The 16,235-nt window shown below is 71.8% G+C and carries 16 protein-coding genes and 2 pseudogenes; 3 read left to right on the top strand and 15 right to left on the bottom strand.

What is annotated here, in order from left to right; translation table 11 throughout:
• Positions 1–44 precede the first annotated feature (44 nt).
• On the top strand, positions 45–1,001 hold the full coding sequence (locus tag ASG32_RS29195; RefSeq protein WP_056533280.1) for a GlxA family transcriptional regulator: 957 nt from the start codon (positions 45–47) through the stop codon (positions 999–1,001).
• A 24-nt stretch (positions 1,002–1,025) separates the two neighbouring features.
• Here the strand turns inward: ASG32_RS29195 and eutC are convergent, their stop codons facing one another.
• The 15 genes and pseudogenes from eutC to ASG32_RS29135 form a co-directional block, all read right to left on the bottom strand.
• Positions 1,026–1,805, bottom strand: coding sequence for an ethanolamine ammonia-lyase subunit EutC (eutC, locus tag ASG32_RS29190; protein ID WP_056533277.1), 780 nt, complete (start codon positions 1,803–1,805; stop codon positions 1,026–1,028).
• Positions 1,802–2,165: pseudogene (eutB, locus tag ASG32_RS35460) on the bottom strand (ethanolamine ammonia-lyase subunit EutB); the annotation flags it as partial. The pseudogene eutB (ASG32_RS35460) and the gene eutC, both read right to left, overlap by 4 nt.
• A gap of 1 nt (position 2,166) precedes the next feature.
• Positions 2,167–2,455 (bottom strand): annotated as a pseudogene (gene eutB / locus ASG32_RS35455) (ethanolamine ammonia-lyase subunit EutB); the annotation flags it as partial.
• A 1-nt stretch (position 2,456) separates the two neighbouring features.
• Positions 2,457–3,353, bottom strand: an 897-nt coding sequence (gene eutB, locus ASG32_RS35450; RefSeq protein ID WP_244492284.1) for an ethanolamine ammonia-lyase subunit EutB, incomplete at its 3' end; no start/stop codon positions are given.
• An 18-nt stretch (positions 3,354–3,371) separates the two neighbouring features.
• On the bottom strand, positions 3,372–3,557 hold a 186-nt coding region (gene eutB, locus ASG32_RS33580), incomplete at its 3' end, for an ethanolamine ammonia-lyase subunit EutB (RefSeq protein WP_206780042.1).
• 97 nt (positions 3,558–3,654) lie between these two features.
• Entirely contained in the window at positions 3,655–4,359 is a 705-nt protein-coding gene (locus ASG32_RS29180) for a L,D-transpeptidase (RefSeq protein ID WP_056533275.1), read from the bottom strand.
• A gap of 257 nt (positions 4,360–4,616) precedes the next feature.
• Positions 4,617–5,378, bottom strand: a complete 762-nt coding sequence (locus ASG32_RS29175) for an SDR family NAD(P)-dependent oxidoreductase (protein WP_056533273.1) — start codon at positions 5,376–5,378, stop codon at positions 4,617–4,619.
• Between the two features lie 21 nt (positions 5,379–5,399).
• Entirely contained in the window at positions 5,400–6,392 is a 993-nt protein-coding gene (locus ASG32_RS29170; protein WP_050731620.1) for an acetamidase/formamidase family protein, read from the bottom strand.
• Positions 6,393–6,424: 32 nt separating this feature from the next.
• On the bottom strand, positions 6,425–7,135 hold the full coding sequence (locus tag ASG32_RS29165; protein ID WP_056533271.1) for an ABC transporter ATP-binding protein: 711 nt from the start codon (positions 7,133–7,135) through the stop codon (positions 6,425–6,427).
• Entirely contained in the window at positions 7,128–7,874 is a 747-nt protein-coding gene (locus tag ASG32_RS29160; protein ID WP_020093101.1) for an ABC transporter ATP-binding protein, read from the bottom strand. Before ASG32_RS29160 ends, ASG32_RS29165 begins: the two co-directional genes overlap by 8 nt.
• Positions 7,871–8,929 (bottom strand): branched-chain amino acid ABC transporter permease, encoded by a 1,059-nt coding sequence (locus ASG32_RS29155; RefSeq protein WP_056533397.1) that lies wholly within the window; start codon positions 8,927–8,929, stop codon positions 7,871–7,873. The genes ASG32_RS29160 and ASG32_RS29155 overlap by 4 nt, the downstream gene beginning before the upstream one ends.
• A gap of 22 nt (positions 8,930–8,951) precedes the next feature.
• A complete protein-coding gene (locus tag ASG32_RS29150; protein ID WP_020093099.1) occupies positions 8,952–9,824 on the bottom strand; it encodes a branched-chain amino acid ABC transporter permease in 873 nt (290 codons plus the stop codon).
• Between the two features lie 103 nt (positions 9,825–9,927).
• Positions 9,928–11,175, bottom strand: coding sequence for an urea ABC transporter substrate-binding protein (locus ASG32_RS29145; protein WP_056533269.1), 1,248 nt, complete (start codon positions 11,173–11,175; stop codon positions 9,928–9,930).
• Between the two features lie 35 nt (positions 11,176–11,210).
• Positions 11,211–11,852, bottom strand: coding sequence for an ANTAR domain-containing protein (locus ASG32_RS29140; protein ID WP_056533267.1), 642 nt, complete (start codon positions 11,850–11,852; stop codon positions 11,211–11,213).
• The gene (locus ASG32_RS29135; RefSeq protein WP_056533265.1) at positions 11,849–13,003 is read right to left on the bottom strand and encodes a transporter substrate-binding domain-containing protein; all 1,155 of its coding nucleotides are present in this window, start codon (positions 13,001–13,003) and stop codon (positions 11,849–11,851) included. Before ASG32_RS29135 ends, ASG32_RS29140 begins: the two co-directional genes overlap by 4 nt.
• A 428-nt stretch (positions 13,004–13,431) precedes the next feature.
• On the opposite strand from ASG32_RS29135, the gene ASG32_RS29130 reads away from it, so the two are divergent.
• On the top strand, positions 13,432–14,049 hold the full coding sequence (locus tag ASG32_RS29130) for a glutathione S-transferase (protein WP_056533263.1): 618 nt from the start codon (positions 13,432–13,434) through the stop codon (positions 14,047–14,049).
• Positions 14,050–14,105: 56 nt separating this feature from the next.
• On the top strand, positions 14,106–16,166 hold the full coding sequence (locus ASG32_RS29125; RefSeq protein WP_056533395.1) for a pyridoxamine 5'-phosphate oxidase family protein: 2,061 nt from the start codon (positions 14,106–14,108) through the stop codon (positions 16,164–16,166).
• Positions 16,167–16,235 lie beyond the last annotated feature (69 nt).

Raw genomic sequence — 16,235 nt, 5'->3', positions numbered from 1 at the left:
TTCCTGCACGTTTGAGCCATCGAGGAGCGGAGGGGGCGTGCGAGATGGAGGCGGAGACCGGGGACCGCCCGCAGGAGATCGGGTTCATCCTCGTGCCCGGCTTCGCGCTGCTGTCCTTCGCTTCGGGGTGCGAGCCGTTCCGGGCGGCCAACGAACTTGCCGGGCGGCCGCTCTACCGCCTGCGCTACTTCGGCGAGTCGGAGGGCTCAGTGGCCGCCTCGTCGGGCGCCGAGGTCCCCACCGAGGCGCTGCCGCGCCAGCGCGGCCACCTCCACACCCTCTTCGTCTGCGCGGGCGGCGAGCCGACCGGGTGGGACAGGCCCGAGATCCACGCGACCCTGCGGCGGATGGCCCGACTCGGCGTCCGCATCGGCGGCATCTCGGGCGGTCCCTACCTGATGGCCGAAGCGGGCCTGCTGGCCGATCGCGCATTCACGCTCCACTGGGAATATGCCGGTGCCACGGTCGAGACCTTCCCGGAGGCGCGCCTGAGCCGGGCGCGCTACGTCGCCGACGGCGATCGCCTGACCTGCGGCGGCGGCGTCGCGCCCCTGGAGATGGCCCACGCCCTGATCGCCGAACGCATGGGCGAGGCCTTCGCCCGGCGCGTCTCCGACTGGTTCCTCCACACCGCCATCGGCGCCGCCGACGACCCGCAGCGGGCCTCCGCGGTCGAGCGCTACGGAATCCACCATCCGGCTCTGCTGGCGGTGCTGGAGACGATGGAGAAGACCGTGGAGGCGCCGCTCGGCCGCCTCGCCATGGCGCGCCTCGCGGCGATCAGCCCGCGCCACCTCGACCGGCTGTTCCTCGACAAGCTCGGGCTCAGCTTCTCGGCCCAGTACAGGGCGATTCGCCTCGCCCACGGACGCCGCCTTCTGCGCCAGAGCCCGCTCAGGATCGGGGAGATCGCGACGGCCTGCGGCTTCACGAGCGCGGCCCATTTCGCCCGCTGCTACCGGTCCCAGTTCGGCTGCAGCCCGTCCGCGGAGCGCGCGTGACGTCCGCCCGAGTCGTCCGAGCGGTCAGTCCCGCGCGTCCGGCAGCGCCTTCGGGTCTGCGGGATCGTCCCGGCGCAGCGCGACGCCGCTGGTGCCCTGGGCCAGCATCGCCCGCAGCAGCGCCTCCATCTGCGCGGCGGCCGCCTCGACCGCCAGACCGCCCTCCCGGATGTTCGAGATGCAGTTCCGCCGGGAATCGGGCAGCCCCGGCGCCGGGCCGAACGTGACGTAGCAGCCCAGGCTGTCGGAGGCCGACAGGCCCGGCCGCTCCCCGATCAGAACCACGACGCAGCGCGCCGCGAGTCGCGCCCCGATCGGATCGCCGATCGCTACACGTCCCTGGCTCGCGACGACCACCGGCGCGAGGCGCCAGCCGGCCCGCCGCACCCGCGCTGCCAGCGCCGCCGCCGCCGGGACCGCGTTCAGCGCGACCGCCGTCGCCGACAGCCCGTCCGCGATCACGATCGCCACGTCGAAGCCCGGCCCGTGCCCGTCGAGCACCGACCCGGATTCCGGATCGAGGGTGCGGCCCCTGTCCGGCCGGCGCAGGTACTCCGCCCGGTCGGTCACGGCGGAGCGGACCTCCACCGCGTCGAGGCCCTGCGCCCGCAGCCCTTCGCGGATCGCGGCCGCGTCGAGGGGCGTCCACACCGCCTCGCGGGCGCGGGCATGGTCGAGCCCGAAGGCGAGCGCCGCGCCGGTCGGCAGGCCAGCGCCGTGCGCGCCGAGCGCGATGCGCGCCTGGGTCAGCCCGCGCAGGTCGCGCAGCGTCGGGTGGCCCGGACGGGCCGGCTCGCCGCTCACGCCGCCCGCCCGGGCAGGAGCCGGGACGCCTCCGCCAGGGCCGGGGGCAGCGCGCCCGTCGCGCTGACCAGCCGGCCCTGCTCGTCGGTGATGCCCACCGCCCGCAGCCACGCCTCGAATTCCGGGGCCGGACGGCGACCCAGGGTCTCGCGGGCGTAGACCGCGTCGTGGTGTGACAATGACTGGTAGTTCAGCATCACGTCGTCCGCCCCCGGCACCGTGATGACGAAGTTGACCCCGGCCGCGCACAGCAGGGTCAGCAGCGCGTCCATGTCCTCGCCGTCGGCATCGGCGTGGTTGGTGTAGCAGACGTCCACGCCCATCGGCAGGCCGAGCAGCTTGCCGCAGAAGTGGTCCTCCNAGCGCGTCCATGTCCTCGCCGTCGGCATCGGCGTGGTTGGTGTAGCAGACGTCCACGCCCATCGGCAGGCCGAGCAGCTTGCCGCAGAAGTGGTCCTCCAGCCCGGCGCGGATGATCTGCTTGCCGTCGTAGAGGTACTCGGGACCGATGAAGCCGACGACCGTGTTGACCAGCAGCGGGTCGAACTCCCGCGCCACCGCGTAGGCGCGCGCCTCCATGGTCTGCTGGTCGACGCCCCAGTGGGCGTCGGCCGAGAGCGCCGAGCCCTGGCCGGTCTCGAAGTACATGANCGCCACCGCGTAGGCGCGCGCCTCCATGGTCTGCTGGTCGACGCCCCAGTGGGCGTCGGCCGAGAGCGCCGAGCCCTGGCCGGTCTCGAAGTACATGAGCTGCCCGCCCTCCGGGCAGCGGCCGAGCGCGCGGGCAGCGTCCGAGGCCTCGCGCAGGACGGCGAGGTCGACGCCGAAGCCGGCATTGGCCTTCTGCGAGCCGGCCACCGACTGGAACACGAGGTCGACGGGCGCGCCGCGGGCCATGGCCTCGATCGCCACGGTGACGTGGCCGAGGCAGCAGTGCTGGGTCGGCACGTCGAGGCGCAGCCGCAGGGTCTCGAGCAGCTCGACGATGCGGATGTAGTCCGGCAGGGAATCGGTGGCCGGGTTGACGCCGATGACCGCGTCGCCCGAGCCCATCAGCAGTCCGTCGAGCGCCGAGAGCAGGATGCCCTCGGACGAGTCGGTCGGGTGGTTGGGCTGGTTGCGGGTGGCAAGGCGCCCGGGCAGGCCGATGGTGGAGCGGAAGCGCGTCGCCACCGGCCGCTTGGCGGCCACCGCGACGAGGTCCTGCAGCCGGCAGATCTTGGAGACCGCCGCGACCATCTCGGGCGTGAGGCCGGGCGCGAGGGCAGAGAGGGCGTCCGCGTCGGCGGCGGGCGCGAGCAGCCACTCGCGGAAGGCGCCGACCGTCAGGGATGAGACCGGCGCGAAGGCTTCCGTGTCGTGGCGGCGGGCGATGAGGTCGGAGACCTCGTCCTGGTCCGAGGGGATCAGCTCCTCGGCCAGGAAGGTCTTGAGCGGCAGGTCGGCGAGGGCGATCTGCGCGGCCAGGCGCTCGACCGGCCCGTCGGCGCAGAGCCCGGCGAGCTGGTCGCCCGAGCGCTCCGGCGTGGGTATTGCAGAGGGGCTCACCCGTTGGGTGCGCCCCTNCTCGGCCAGGAAGGTCTTGAGCGGCAGGTCGGCGAGGGCGATCTGCGCGGCCAGGCGCTCGACCGGCCCGTCGGCGCAGAGCCCGGCGAGCTGGTCGCCCGAGCGCTCCGGCGTGGCCTTGGCGAGCAGGCTGCGCAGGTCGGGGAAGGTGAAGCGTGTGCCTTCGATCGTCGTCGCGTAGGCCATTCGGGCGCTCCCGGCGCGCTGTCGGACCTCAGGGGACCCGATCCTGCAGGATGTCGGGGCCGCCGGGAAGCGGGGACGGCGCGGGCGCGGCCGGCCCTCAGGCCGGCAGCACGACCACCTTCGTCTTCACCGGCGTGCGCGCGTAGAGGTGGATCATGTCCTGGCTGAGCAGGCCGACGCAACCGCTGGTGATGCCCGTGCCGATCGATTCGGCGTCGCTGCTGGCGTAGATCGTGTAGAGCGTATAGGCGCCGTTCTGGTAGAGGTGCAGCGTGCGCGCGCCGAGCGGGTTGTCGAGGCCGCCGGGCATGCCGCGGGCGTATTTCGCGGCCTCGGGCTGGCGCCGGATCATCTCCTTGGGCGGGGTCCAGGTCGCCCACTCGGACTTGCGGCCGACATAGGCGTTACCGTTCCACAGGAAGCCCTGGCGGCCGACATTGGCGCCGTAGCGGGTGGCGGTGCCGTCACCCTCGATGCGGTAGACGTAGTAGTTGGCGGGATCGACCACGATCGTGCCGGGCGCTTCCGACGAGGCGTACTGGACGGTCCGACGGTAGTATTTCGGGTTGACCTTGCTGACGTCGACCGCCGGGATCGGGAACTTCTCGTTCGGCATCGGCCCGTAGGTCTTCGCCGCCTCGGCCATGAGCAGGGTGTCGGTCGTCCCGCACCCGCCGAGCGAGAGCGCGCCGATCCCGAGGGCCGAGCCGGCCAGGAACGACCGGCGGCTGAGAACTCCCGCCTCGCTTCCGAGGCGCCCGCGCCAGTCGAGCCCGCCGGCCTCGCGATCGTCCGTCATCATCGCCCTGGACTTCCCTGTCCTGCAGCCCGGCGCGACTGCGCGGCGTGCCACCGCCGCGCGAACGGCCAAGCTTGAGAGTGCCGCGTGCCAGCGCGCGTGGCAAGCTTGTCTTTACAGAGTCGAGAGCGGCCGAAATGCGTCGCAAGTGTGGTGAGTCCTCGCGATCTCCGGACTTCGTCGCTGAACGACCGTACTGAACGCGCCGGGTGTGCTTCGGACGTCGCAGGTGTCCCGGTGCGGGGCGAGGCCGGTCGGCGTCAGAACTGCACGCCGCGGGTCAGGCTGCCGTCGACCACGAGGTTGGTGCCGGTGATGAAGCTCGCGGCCGGGCTGGCCAGGAAGACGGCCGCGCGGGCCACTTCCTCCGGCCGCGCCATCCGGCCGGTCGGGTTCAGCCGGAGTGCCTCGGCGAACAGCGCCGGGTTGCCGGTCTCGATCTGGTGCCAGACGCCGCCCGAGAAGTAGGTGTTGCCGGGCGAGACCGAGTTGGCGCGGATGTTCCGGGGCGCGAGCTGGAAGGCCAGCCCCTGCGCGTAGTGGATCAGCGCCGCCTTGAAGGCGCCGTAGGGACCGGCCGCGAAGTCGATCTCGCGCCCGGACACGCTGGAGATGACGACGATCGCGCCGGCCTCGGAGCGCTCGAGGAACGGCATCGCCGCCTCGACCGCCGTGACCGTGCCCATCATGTCGACCGCGAAGCCGCTGCGCCACGCCGCCTCGTCGCTGCCGACCGCGAGGGCACTCACGTTGGGCACCACGATGTCGAGGCCGCCGAGTTCCTCCGCGGCCCCGGAGACCCAGCCGCGCAGCGCGGCGGAATCGGCGACGTCGACGGCGCGCCCGGTCGCCGCCACGCCCCTGGCGCGCAGGGCCGCGACCTTGGCGGCGACCTCCGCTCCGTTGCGGGCGCAGAGGGCGACCGCCGCCCCCTCGTCGGCCAGCAGGTCGACGATCGCCGCGCCGATGCCCTTGGTGCCGCCGGTCACCAGCGCGCGGCGGCCTCTGAGCCCGAGATCCATGCCGTCCTCCTCCGTCGCCGGTCAGGCGTGGGCGATCGCCTTCGTGATCGAGGCGCCGAGCGTGTATTTCGGATCGACCATGTTGCCGAGCCGCACGCGCCCGCACTGCGTGAGCAGCATGTAGGCGTCGATCTCGTCGAAGCCGAAATCGGCGGCGAGCCAGCGGATCAGCTCCCGGTAGGCGATGCGCGCCGCGTCCTCCATCGGCCGGGACGAGCCGATCGTCATGTAGAAGTCTTCGGTCTCGAGCCGCGGCCAGCGGAAGGTCCAGCCCTTGATCAGGTCGATCTGCACCGTCGTGTGGGTCGGGTGCTCCACCGCGACGCCGCAGAGTTCGCCGTCGCCCTGCGCGGCGTGGCAGTCGCCGAGGTAGAGGAGCGCGCCCTTCGCATTCACCGGCAGGTAGATCACCGCGCCGACGCCCACGTCCGGCAGGTCCATGTTGCCGCCGTAATAGTCCGGCTGCAGCGAGGAGATCGCCTCGATCTCCGGCGAGGTGCCGATCGTGCCGATGAACGGCTGGTAGGGCAGCGTGATCCGGTCGTTCCAGCGCACGCCGGTCTCGGCCGTGACCTCGAGCTTGCGCACCCGCTCGGGGAGCGGCGGATTGAGGAGCGCGGTGTCGCCGGTGGCGACGAGGCCGCCGAATTCCGGCATGATCAGCGTCGTGCCGCAGGGCTGCGGGCCGCGCGGCCGGATCGAGCGGATCGCCACCGCGAGGCAGTCGCCCTTCTCGGCGCCATTGACGTAGATCGGCCCGTTCTGCGGGTTGAGGTAGGGGAAGTTCAGGATCTGCGTCGGGCTGTCGGTCTCGTGGCGGATCTTGCCCTCGAAGGCGTCGTGCGTCTCGACGGTGACGACGGCGCCGGGATCGACGGTCAGCACCGGCTCGGCGAAGGGCCCGTAGACGTAGTGGTAGCGGCCCTGCTCGGCCTCGGTGATCGTGTGCTCCCGGCCGGGCTTGCCGCCGGCGACGCCCTTGCGGGCCATGATGGACTGGTCGAGCCACTGCATGGTCGTCTCTCCCTTGGTTGTCTGCCGTGTCGTCAGACGGCGAGGTGGCGCCGCACGAGGTCGCGGTCGTCGAGGTCACCGGCCGTCAGCTCCGCGACGATCCGGCCCTTGTCCATGACGTAGCTGCGCTGGGCCATGGCGCGGATCAGGTCGAGGTTCTGCTCCACGAACACGATCGTCACCCCGGTGCGGCGGTTGAGATCGACCAGGGTGCGGCCGATCTGCTGCACCACCGAGGGCTGGATGCCCTCGGAGGGCTCGTCGAGGAGGATCAGCGCAGGCCCGCCGACGAGGACGCGGCCGATGGCGAGCTGCTGCTGCTGGCCGCCCGAGAGCGTCCCCGCCCGCTGCCCGCGCCGCTCCCGCAGGATCGGGAAAGGCCCGAAGGCGCGCTCGTAATCCGGCCGCTCCCCCTTCGGCAGCAGCGACGCGCCGACCGTCAGGTTGTCGACAACGCTCATGCGCGGGAAGACATCGCGGCCCTGCGGCACGTAGCCGATGCCGAGGCGGGCGCGCCGGTGGGCGGCGAGCCCCTCGACCGCCGCACCCCGGAACGCGATGCCGCCCGCGGAGGCGGGCAGGAGTCCGACGAGGCTGCGCATCAGCGTCGACTTGCCGACGCCGTTGCGGCCGATCACCGCCACGATCTCGCCGGGCCGGACCGCGAGGTCGACGCCCTGCAGCACGGGCTTGCCGCCGTAGCCGGCGCGGAGGCCGGTCGTCGCGAGGAGCGGCTCAGGCATCGGCGACGCTCCGCAGCGGCGGCGCGTCCGCCTCCCCGAGGTAGATCGCGGCGACCCGCTCGTCCGCGATGATCGCGTCGGTGGTGCCCTGGGCGAAGATGCGCCCGACGTGGAGCACGGTCACCCGCTGGGCGATCTGCCGGACGAAGGCCATGTCGTGCTCGATGGCCAGCACCGCGACGCCGTCGCGGTTGAGCGCCTGCACCATCGCGCCGGTGGCGAAGGTCTCGTCCGGCGACATCCCGGCGGTGGGCTCGTCGAGGAGGAGCAGGCGCGGCTTGAGGCTGATCGCCATGCCGATCTCCAGCCACTGCTTCTGCCCGTGGCTGAGGTTGCCGGCGCGGTCGGAGGCCGCCGCGGTGAGATTGAGGAAGGCGAGCAGTCGGCGGATCTCGGCACCGAGCGAGGCGCCCTCGAGATGGTGCTGCAGGGCTATCTCCAGGTTGTGCGCCACCGACAGGCTCGGGAAGATGCCCGGCACCTGGAACTTGACGCTCATGCCCCGCCTGATCCGCGCGAAGGGCTTGAGCGCGGTGATGTCCTCGCCGGCGTAGAGGATCTGCCCCCGCTCCGGCGTGTACTCGCCGAGCAGCAGGCGGAAGAAGGTGCTCTTGCCGGCGCCGTTCGGCCCGATCAGGCAGTGGATCTCCCCCGCCGCGAGGGCGAAGTTCACGTCGTTGGTGACGTGGAGCCCGCCGAAATGCTTGCTCAGATCGCGGGTCTCGAGCAGCGGATTCATCGGCCCACCTCCCGGCGGCGGAGGCGCCCGAGCCCGCGCATGGCCGCCACCACGAGGCCGTCGGGCGCCGCCAGCACCACCACGACGAGGAGCAGGCCCATCACCACCAGGGCGTACTGGCTGCCGTAGATCGTCAGCGCCTGGAAGCCGCCGAGGACCACGAGCGTGCCGATGAGCGTGGCCGTCAGGTCGCCGCGGCCGCCGACCGCGACCCAGATCACCGGCAGCGCGGCGGCGGTGAGCCCCATGCTGGAGGGCGTGATGTACTGGCCCCAGGCGGTGTAGAGGGTGCCGCTCAGCCCCGCGAGGGCCGAGCCGATCACGAAGGCGGCGAGCTGGTAGCGCCGCACGTCGTAGCCGAGCATCTCGGCCCGTTCCGGGTTCTCGCGGATCGCCACCAGCACGTTGCCGAACCGGGCGTTCACCAGGATGCGCAGCGCGAGGTAGACGACGATCAGGAGGCCCAGGAGGCCGTAGTAGAGGGCGACGTCGGGAAACAGCACGACGTCGCCGTCGAGCCACGGCACTGTCAGGGGCGGCATGCCGCTCATGCCGTTGTAGCCGTTGAGCCGCGCCGCCCCGATCTTCCATTCCGGGCCGGCGGTCTGCGCCATGAAGCGCTCCAGGGCGAGCGTCACCGACAGGGTGATGATGCCGAGGAACACCCCGCCGATCCGGCCGAAGAACAGGAAGTAACCGAGGAGCGCCGCCATCACGGCCGAGAGCGCGACCGCCAGCACCAGGGCCGCCAGGGTGAAGCCGTAGGCGGCGCCGACGTTGAGGGTGAGCACGCCGTAGGCGTAGCCGGAGAGGCCGAAGAAGGCGGTCTGGCCGAAGCTGAGCGCGCCGCCATAGCCCCAGATCAGGCACAGGCCGAGCGCCATGAACACCCAGCAGAAGAAGTAGGCCGTGTTGCCGACCGTGTAGCCGTCCGCGAACCACGGGTAGGCCACGGCGGCGGCCACCGCGAGGGCGAAGGCGGTCCAGAAGGCCGGGCCGCGCCCCAGGGTCTGCGGGCCCTCGAGGCGCCGGAGCAGGGTCATCGCTGAGGTCATCGCCGAGGTCACTGCCATGGCCTCAGGCCCGCTCGCGCAGGATCAGGCCCGAGATGCCCCGCGGCAGCACCCGGATCACCAGGATCACCGCGACGAGGAGGCCGATCTGGCCGAAGAGCTGGCCCTGCCACGTCGTGAGCAGCGCCCGCACCGTGCCGAGCACGAGCGCCGCCGGCGCCGTGCCGAGGAAGATGTCGGCGCCGCCGACCACCACGGTGACGAAGGCCTCCATGATGAAGGTCGTCCCCATGGTCGGCACGATGGTCATGGTCGGCGCGTAGAGCCCGCCCGCGAGGCCCGCCAGCGCCGCGCCGAGGCCGAAGGTCAGGGCGTAGACCGTGCGGGTGTCGACGCCGAGGGCCTCGGCCATGTGCGGCACCTGGATGGTGGCGCGGGCAAGCGTCCCGAAGCGGGTGGCGTTGAAGGCGAGGTAGAGCCCGGCCAGCACCGCCACGGCGGCGACCATCAGCACGACGCGGTAGGTCGAGTAGGAGTAGCCGCCGACCGTGAAGCTGCCGAGCGGCGTGCCGATCCCCGGCATGCTGGAGCCCAGCAGGATCAGCGTGCCCTGCGTCGCCGCGAGGCTGATGCCCCAGGTCGCCACGATCGTGTCGAGGGGCCGCCCGTAGAGGTGGCGGATGACGAGGCGCTCCATCACCATGCCGACGGCCCCGGCGACGAGTGCGCCGGCCAGGATGCCCAGCGGCAGCGGCAGCCCGGCCCGCGTGGACGCCGCCGTGACGTAGGCGCCGCACATGATCAGCTCGCCGTGCGCGAGGTTGATCACGCCCATCATGCCGAACACCACCGCGAGGCCGCAGGCGGAGAGGACCAGGAACGAGAACGCGTCGCCGATCTGGTAGAGGAACGTGAAGGCGTGAGTCAGCAGATCCATCCGGAGGCCCGATCGTGATGGCTGTGGGCCGGGGCCTCGGCCCCGGCTATGTCGCGTCGTCTCCGGCCCGGGGCCGCGGCGCGCGGATGTCCGACCCGGCAGGTCAGGGCTTCGGCGGGTTGCTCGGCGTGTACTGCGCCATCGGATCCTTCTGCGTCAGGTCGCAGCCGGCCTTCCCGAGCCAGTAGGGCTGGATGTTGTCCCAGGTCTTCGGGAAGGAGATCGCGTGCTTCTCGTCGACTTTCGCGAGGTAGATCGTGTGGGAGGCGTGCTGGCTCTTCGGATCGATGCAGACCTTGCCCTCCGGCGCGTCCACGCAGACGTCGCCCGCCGCGATGACCTTGCGCAGGTCGGCGCGCTTGGTCGAGCCGTTCGCCCGCTCCACCATCTGCTTGTAGAGGTAGACCGCGAGGTAGGAGTTCTCGGCCTCCTGGTTCACGTACGGCTCGTTCGGGAACTTCGCCTTCCACTTGGCCAGGAACGCCTTGCTCGACGGGCTGTCGACCTCCTCGATGTAGTTCGTGGTCACGTACATGTTGGCGAGGCTCGGGGGCTGGAAGCGCTTGTGCTCGTAGCCCTGGCCGATATTGACCGAGGAGCCCATCGGCACCTTCAGGTTCGCGGCCGCCGCCTGCTCGTAGTAGGAGGCCTGCGCCGTCCCGACGAGCAGCGTCATCAGGATGTCGGGCTTGGCCTTCTGGATGTTCTGGATCGTCTGCGAGAACTGCGACACGCCGAGGGGGATGAACTCCTCCCCGACCATCTCGCCGCCGTTCTCCTTGACGATGTTGCGCACCCACTCGGCCGAGATCTGACCGAAATTGTAGTCGGCCGCGATCGTGTAGACCCGCTTGCCGAACTTCTCCATCATCCACGGGATCAGCGTCGAGAACTGCTGCTCCGGCACCGCGCCCGTGACGACCATGTGGCCGTCGCAGACGCCGCCCTCGTACTGGTTGTTGTAGAACGCGAAGCCGTCGAGCTGGTCGACGATCGGCCGGTAGGCCTCGCGGGACGCGCTGGAGAAGCCCGCGAAGACGGCGTTAACCTTGTCGCGCTGGAGCACCCGGCGCATGAATTCCTGATAGCGCGTGTTGTCGGACTGCGTGTCGTAGATCACGAGCTCCAGCTTGCGCCCGGCGATGCCGCCCGCGGCGTTGATTTCGTCCGCGGCGAGCTGGATGCCGTGGACCTTGCCGATGGTGGCGACCGCGAAGTCGCCGGACTGGTCCTCGAGGACACCGAGCTTGATCGGGTCGGCGGCGCGCGCCACCGGGGCGGCCAGGGATACGCTCGCGAGCAGGGCGGCCGCGAGGGCGGACAGGCGGGATCCGCGGGGCGTTCTCGTCATCGGGTCGTCCTCGTCTACGGGGTGGAGTGCGTGCTTCAGGATCGGGCCAGCCGCGGCGAGCGGGCCGGCGCGGCGACGGACGGACGGGCGCGGACCAGCGCCTCGCAGTAGGCTTCCAGGGGCTGCCGGGCGCGCATGGCGTCGCGCCGCAGCGTCTCGTAGGCCGCGTCGTCGTCGAGGCCGTGCTCCTGCATCAGCCGGAGGATCGCCTTGACGACGTGGCGCCGACCGCGCCTCCGCTCCTCGTGGCGAGCAAGGCGTTCTTCGAGGAGACGGCGCCGGTTGTGCTCGTTCACCGCCAGGAACAGGGCGGCGTAGACCGAGGCGCCGTGAATCGGCTTGCGCAGCAGGCCGGTCGCGCCGAGCTGGAGCAGCCCCTTGAGGCGGCTCGGCGCCTCGACGCCCACGAGCCCGACCACTGGGACCGGCGGCAGGTCAGGCACGGCGCTCGCCGCGAGGCCCGGCAGCGGCAGGTCGCCGTCCACGATGACGATGTGGTGCTCGGGGTCGAGGATCTCGAAATCGAGCCACGGCGCCTCGCCGGCCGGGACGACCGAGGCCACGGTGAGCCCGAGCTTCATCAGGGTGCTCGCCAGGACGTCCGTGGCGGTGCTCTGCGGCGCGATCAGCAGGGCCTGCGCGCCGCTGAAATTCTGGATCAGCCGGGGCGTCGTCATGGCACCACCTTCAGGTGCGGGCGCCGGCTCACCGGCACGACGCGCGGATCGCTGCGCACCAGGTAGGGGTCCGGCGCGACCGGCGCCTCGGCCTGCGCCACGATGGTGAAGCGGGCCGCCGCCGTCGAGAGGCCGATCCGAGGGGTCAGGCAGGCGTGGAGGGTCGTCTCGTCGAGGCGCACCGGTCCCTGGGGCGCCTCGAACTCGTCGGCGCAGGCCGCCCGGCGCACCGTCGCGGCATCCTCGGTACCGGCCCGCGCCAGCGCCCGCGCCAGGAGATGCACCGCGATGTACGAGGATTCCGCATCCGCCGAGGGGGTCGGGCCTGCGGGGAAGCGCGCCGCGTAGGCCGCCATGAAGGCGCGGTTGCGGGGCGTGTCGATCGACGTGAAGTAGACGCTGGAGGACAGGTGGCCGTCGACCGCCTCCGGCCCGATCGCCTCCAGTTCCGGCTCGGCGAGGCTGCAGCTCGCCACCGGCATGGTCCGCGCCTGGTCGATGCTGCGCGCCGCGCAGGCACTCCGGAAGTCGCGGAAGAACCGGTACGCCGAGATGCCGATCAGCGTGCTGAAGACGAAGTCCGGCTTCGCGGCCAGGATCGCCGCGATCACCTGATCGAAGGCGGTCTCGCCCACCGCGAGGTAGCGCTCGCCCGCGACGTCGCCGCCGGCGATCGCCAGCGTCTCCCGCAGGATCCGGTTGTTCTCCCAGGCCCAGATGTAGTTGGAGCCGACGCAGAAGGCGGTGCGGCCGCCCCGGGCGAGGAGGTGCCGCACCAGCGGGACGATGTGCTGATTCGGCGCCGCCCCGGTGTAGACCACGTTCGCCGAGGTCTCGAAGCCCTCGTAATGCGACGGGTACCAGAGCAGGGCGTCCCGCTTCTCGAAGATCGGGATGATCTCCTTGCGGCTCGACGAGGTGTAGCAGCCGACGACGTGGCGGATCCCCGCGTCGAGGAGCCGCTCGGCGCCGGCGACGTAGCCCGCGAGGGCGCCCTGCGGATCGCGGATCACCGGTTCCAGGACGCAGTCGCCCCGCGCGTTCACCTCGTCGATCGCCAGGAGCGCGCCGTTCAGCATCGCCCGCCCGACGAGACCGTAGGGTCCGTCCGTGGAGAACAGGATGCCGATGCGGTGATGGCTGAGGCCCATGCAATCCTTCAGAACGCAAAAAGCCCGCCAGTGCGGAAGCACTGCGGGCGGCATCGCCGTGAAAGATGGTGACGTATTGGCGCGAAACTGGGCAGCTTTGCCCCGCGCCTGAAAACTAGGCTCCTCGGTAATGGCCTCGGTGTCAAGTCCCGCGCAGTCTTTTCGGAACAGGCGTCTTGATGATTGCTTCCCGGGTCGCTGATCGGCCTCTGTGCCAAGCCCGTCCGCGGCGCCTGTCCCCGCGGAGGCGAGGCGGAGGACGGCCGCGCCAGGCCGGCACAGGATCGCTCGGCACCTTTGGCCCGCGCGATTATTCCGATTTCCGGAATGATGAACTGCGGAGAACGCCTATTCTGCTCGCCCTAACGCGGCGGCATTCTCCTCATACGGCCCGGGGCGATCCCGGCCCCCGACGGAGATCCACGGTCATGAAGCTCTACCACCATCCCCTCTCGGGCCACGCGCACCGGGCCCGCCTGTTCCTATCCCTGGTCGAGGCCCCGCACGAGCTGATCGAGGTCGACCTGAAGGCGGGCGGACACAAGACGCCGGCCTTCCTGGCCATGAACCCGTTCGGTCAGGTGCCGGTGCTCGACGACGACGGCGTGATCGTCTCCGATTCCAACGCCATCCTCGTCTACGTGGCGAAACGGCTCGGCCGGTCCGACTGGCTGCCCGAGGATCCGCGCGCCGCGGCGGCGGTCCAGCGCTGGCTCTCGGTCGCGGCGGGCGAGCTCGCCTACGGGCCGGCGGCCGCGCGGCTGATCACGGTGTTCGGCGCCACGTTCAACCCGGAGGAGGTGATCGCCCGGGCGCATACGCTCCTGGGGCGGCTCGAGGCGCATCTCGATGGCCGGGACTGGCTCGCGGCCGAGCGGCCGACCGTCGCGGACGTGGCGGTCTACAGCTACCTCGCCCGCGCCCCGGAGGGGAACGTGGACCTGTCGGGCTACCCGCGGGTCGGGGCCTTCCTGCGCCGGATCGAGGGCCTGCCGGGCTTCGTCCCCTTCGCCCAGACCCCCGCAGGCCTCACGGCCGCGGCGTGACCGGAAGGCCCCGGGCGCACCCGCGCCCGGGGCGGATGCAGATGGAGGGCGCGAAGATGGCTGACGGTCAGACCCTTGCGACGCTGCCGACATGGCATGCCGGCGAGACGTCCATCCAGGAGACGGTCGGCGCCGCCGACCGGATGGCGGTGATCGGCCAGCGGGTGGTGCGGGACTTCATGCCCGATCAGCACCGCGCCTTCTTCGCGGAGATCCCGTTCATCGTGCTGGGCAGCGTCGACCGGCAGGGCGACGTCTGGGCCACGCTCCTGGCTGGCCGTCCCGGCTTCATCACCTCGCCGACCGCCACGACCCTCGACATCGCCGCGCGGCCGGACCCGGCCGACCCTGCGTCCGATGGCACGGGCGACGGCGACGCAATCGGCCTCCTCGGGATCGCGCTGGACAGCCGCCGCCGCAACCGCGTCAACGGCCTCGTCCGCTCCACGGCCGGCGGAGCCCTGCACTTCGCCGTCGACCAGAGCTTCGGGAACTGCCCGCAATACATCCAGCTGCGCGACATGAGCTTCGTCGGCGAGCCGGGCGCCCCCGCTCCGGCCCCCGCCGAGGAGAGCACGAAGCTCGACCCGGAAGCCCGCGGCCTGATCGCGGCGGCGGACACGTTCTTCGTGGCCTCCTACGCCGACCGGGAGGGCCGGCGCCAGGTCGACGTCTCGCATCGCGGCGGCAAGGCGGGGTTCGTCCGCATCGCCGCGGACGGCACGCTGACCATCCCCGACTTCGCCGGCAACCTGTTCTTCGCCACGCTCGGGAACATCTTCCTGAACAGCAGGGCCGGCCTGGTCTTCACCGATTTCGAGACGGGCGATCTCCTGCAGCTGACCGGCGACGCCGAGGTGATCCTGGACTCGCCCGAGATCGCGGCCTTCCAGGGCGCCGAGCGGCTCTGGAGCTTCCGGCCGCGCCGGGTGATCCGCCGACGCGGTGCCCTGCCGCTGCGCTGGTCGTTCCGGCCGGACGGCTGGTCGCCGAACGCGCTGATGACCGGCGACTGGGCGGAGGCCGCCGACCGCGTCCGGGCGGCCGAGCGCGCGACGCAGTGGCGGCCGTTCCGGGTAGCCGAGATCGTCGACGAGAGCCGCACGATCCGGTCCTTCCACCTGACCCCGGACGACGGGGCCGGGCGGCTCCCGCACCGCGCGGGCCAGCACCTGCCGATCCGCGTCACGCTGCCGGGGGCAGACGCGCCAGTCATAAGAACCTACACGCTCTCGGTCGCGCCCTCGGACCCGACCTACCGGATCAGCGTGAAGCGCGACGGCACCGTCTCGCGGCACCTTCACGACCGAGTCCAGGTCGGCGACATCGTCGAGGCGCGCGCCCCCGGCGGCGGCTTCACCCTCGATGCGAGCGCGGCGCGCCCGGCCGTGCTGCTCGCCGGCGGCGTCGGGATCACGCCGCTCCTCGCGATGCTCCGGCACGTGGTCTACGAGGGCCTGCGCACCCGCAAGATCCGGCCGACCACGCTCGTCTACGCCGCCCGCACCCGCGCCGAGCGCGCCTTCGACCGGGAGTTGTCCGAACTCGCCGCGGCGGCGCAGGGCGCCGTGCGGATCGTGCGCGTCCTGAGCGATGTCTCCGATGCCGCGGCTGGCGTCGATTACGAGGCCGCGGGCCGGATCGACATGGCCCTGCTCACGCGGTTCCTGGCCTTCGCGGATTACGATTTCTACCTGTGCGGCCCGTCGGCCTTCACCCAGGCGCTCTATGATGGCCTGCGCGGCTACAACGTGGCGGACGACCGGATTCACGCGGAGGCGTTCGGTCCCTCGGGGCTCATCCGCGACGCCGGAACGGCGGCCGTGCCCCCGCGCCCGCCGGCCTCCACGGAGACGGTGCCGGTCGCCTTCCTCGACACCGGCAAGGAAGCGCGCTGGACGCCGGATTCGGGCAGCCTCCTCGACCTCGCCGAGGCGCGGGGTCTCGCACCGGAGTTCAGCTGCCGCGAGGGCAGCTGCGGGACCTGCCGCACCAAGCTGCTCGCCGGCGCGGTGACCTATCTGAGGGAACCGAGCGCACCGGTGGCTGAGGACGAGGTGCTGATCTGCTCCGCGGTGCCCGCGGAGGGCACGGACCGGGTGCAGCTGGCGCTCTGACGCGCGCGACGGCACGGCGCGCGCCGTGTTCCGCGTTGCGGGACCGGCGCCGGCGGATCATCCTGCGCC

Origin of the sequence: Methylobacterium sp. Leaf361, assembly GCF_001424445.1 — a bacterium.
Taxonomy (GTDB): Bacteria; Pseudomonadota; Alphaproteobacteria; order Rhizobiales; family Beijerinckiaceae; genus Methylobacterium.
The sequence above is the reverse complement of the archived record's forward strand: the minus strand, read 5'-3'. Positions and strand labels throughout refer to the sequence as shown.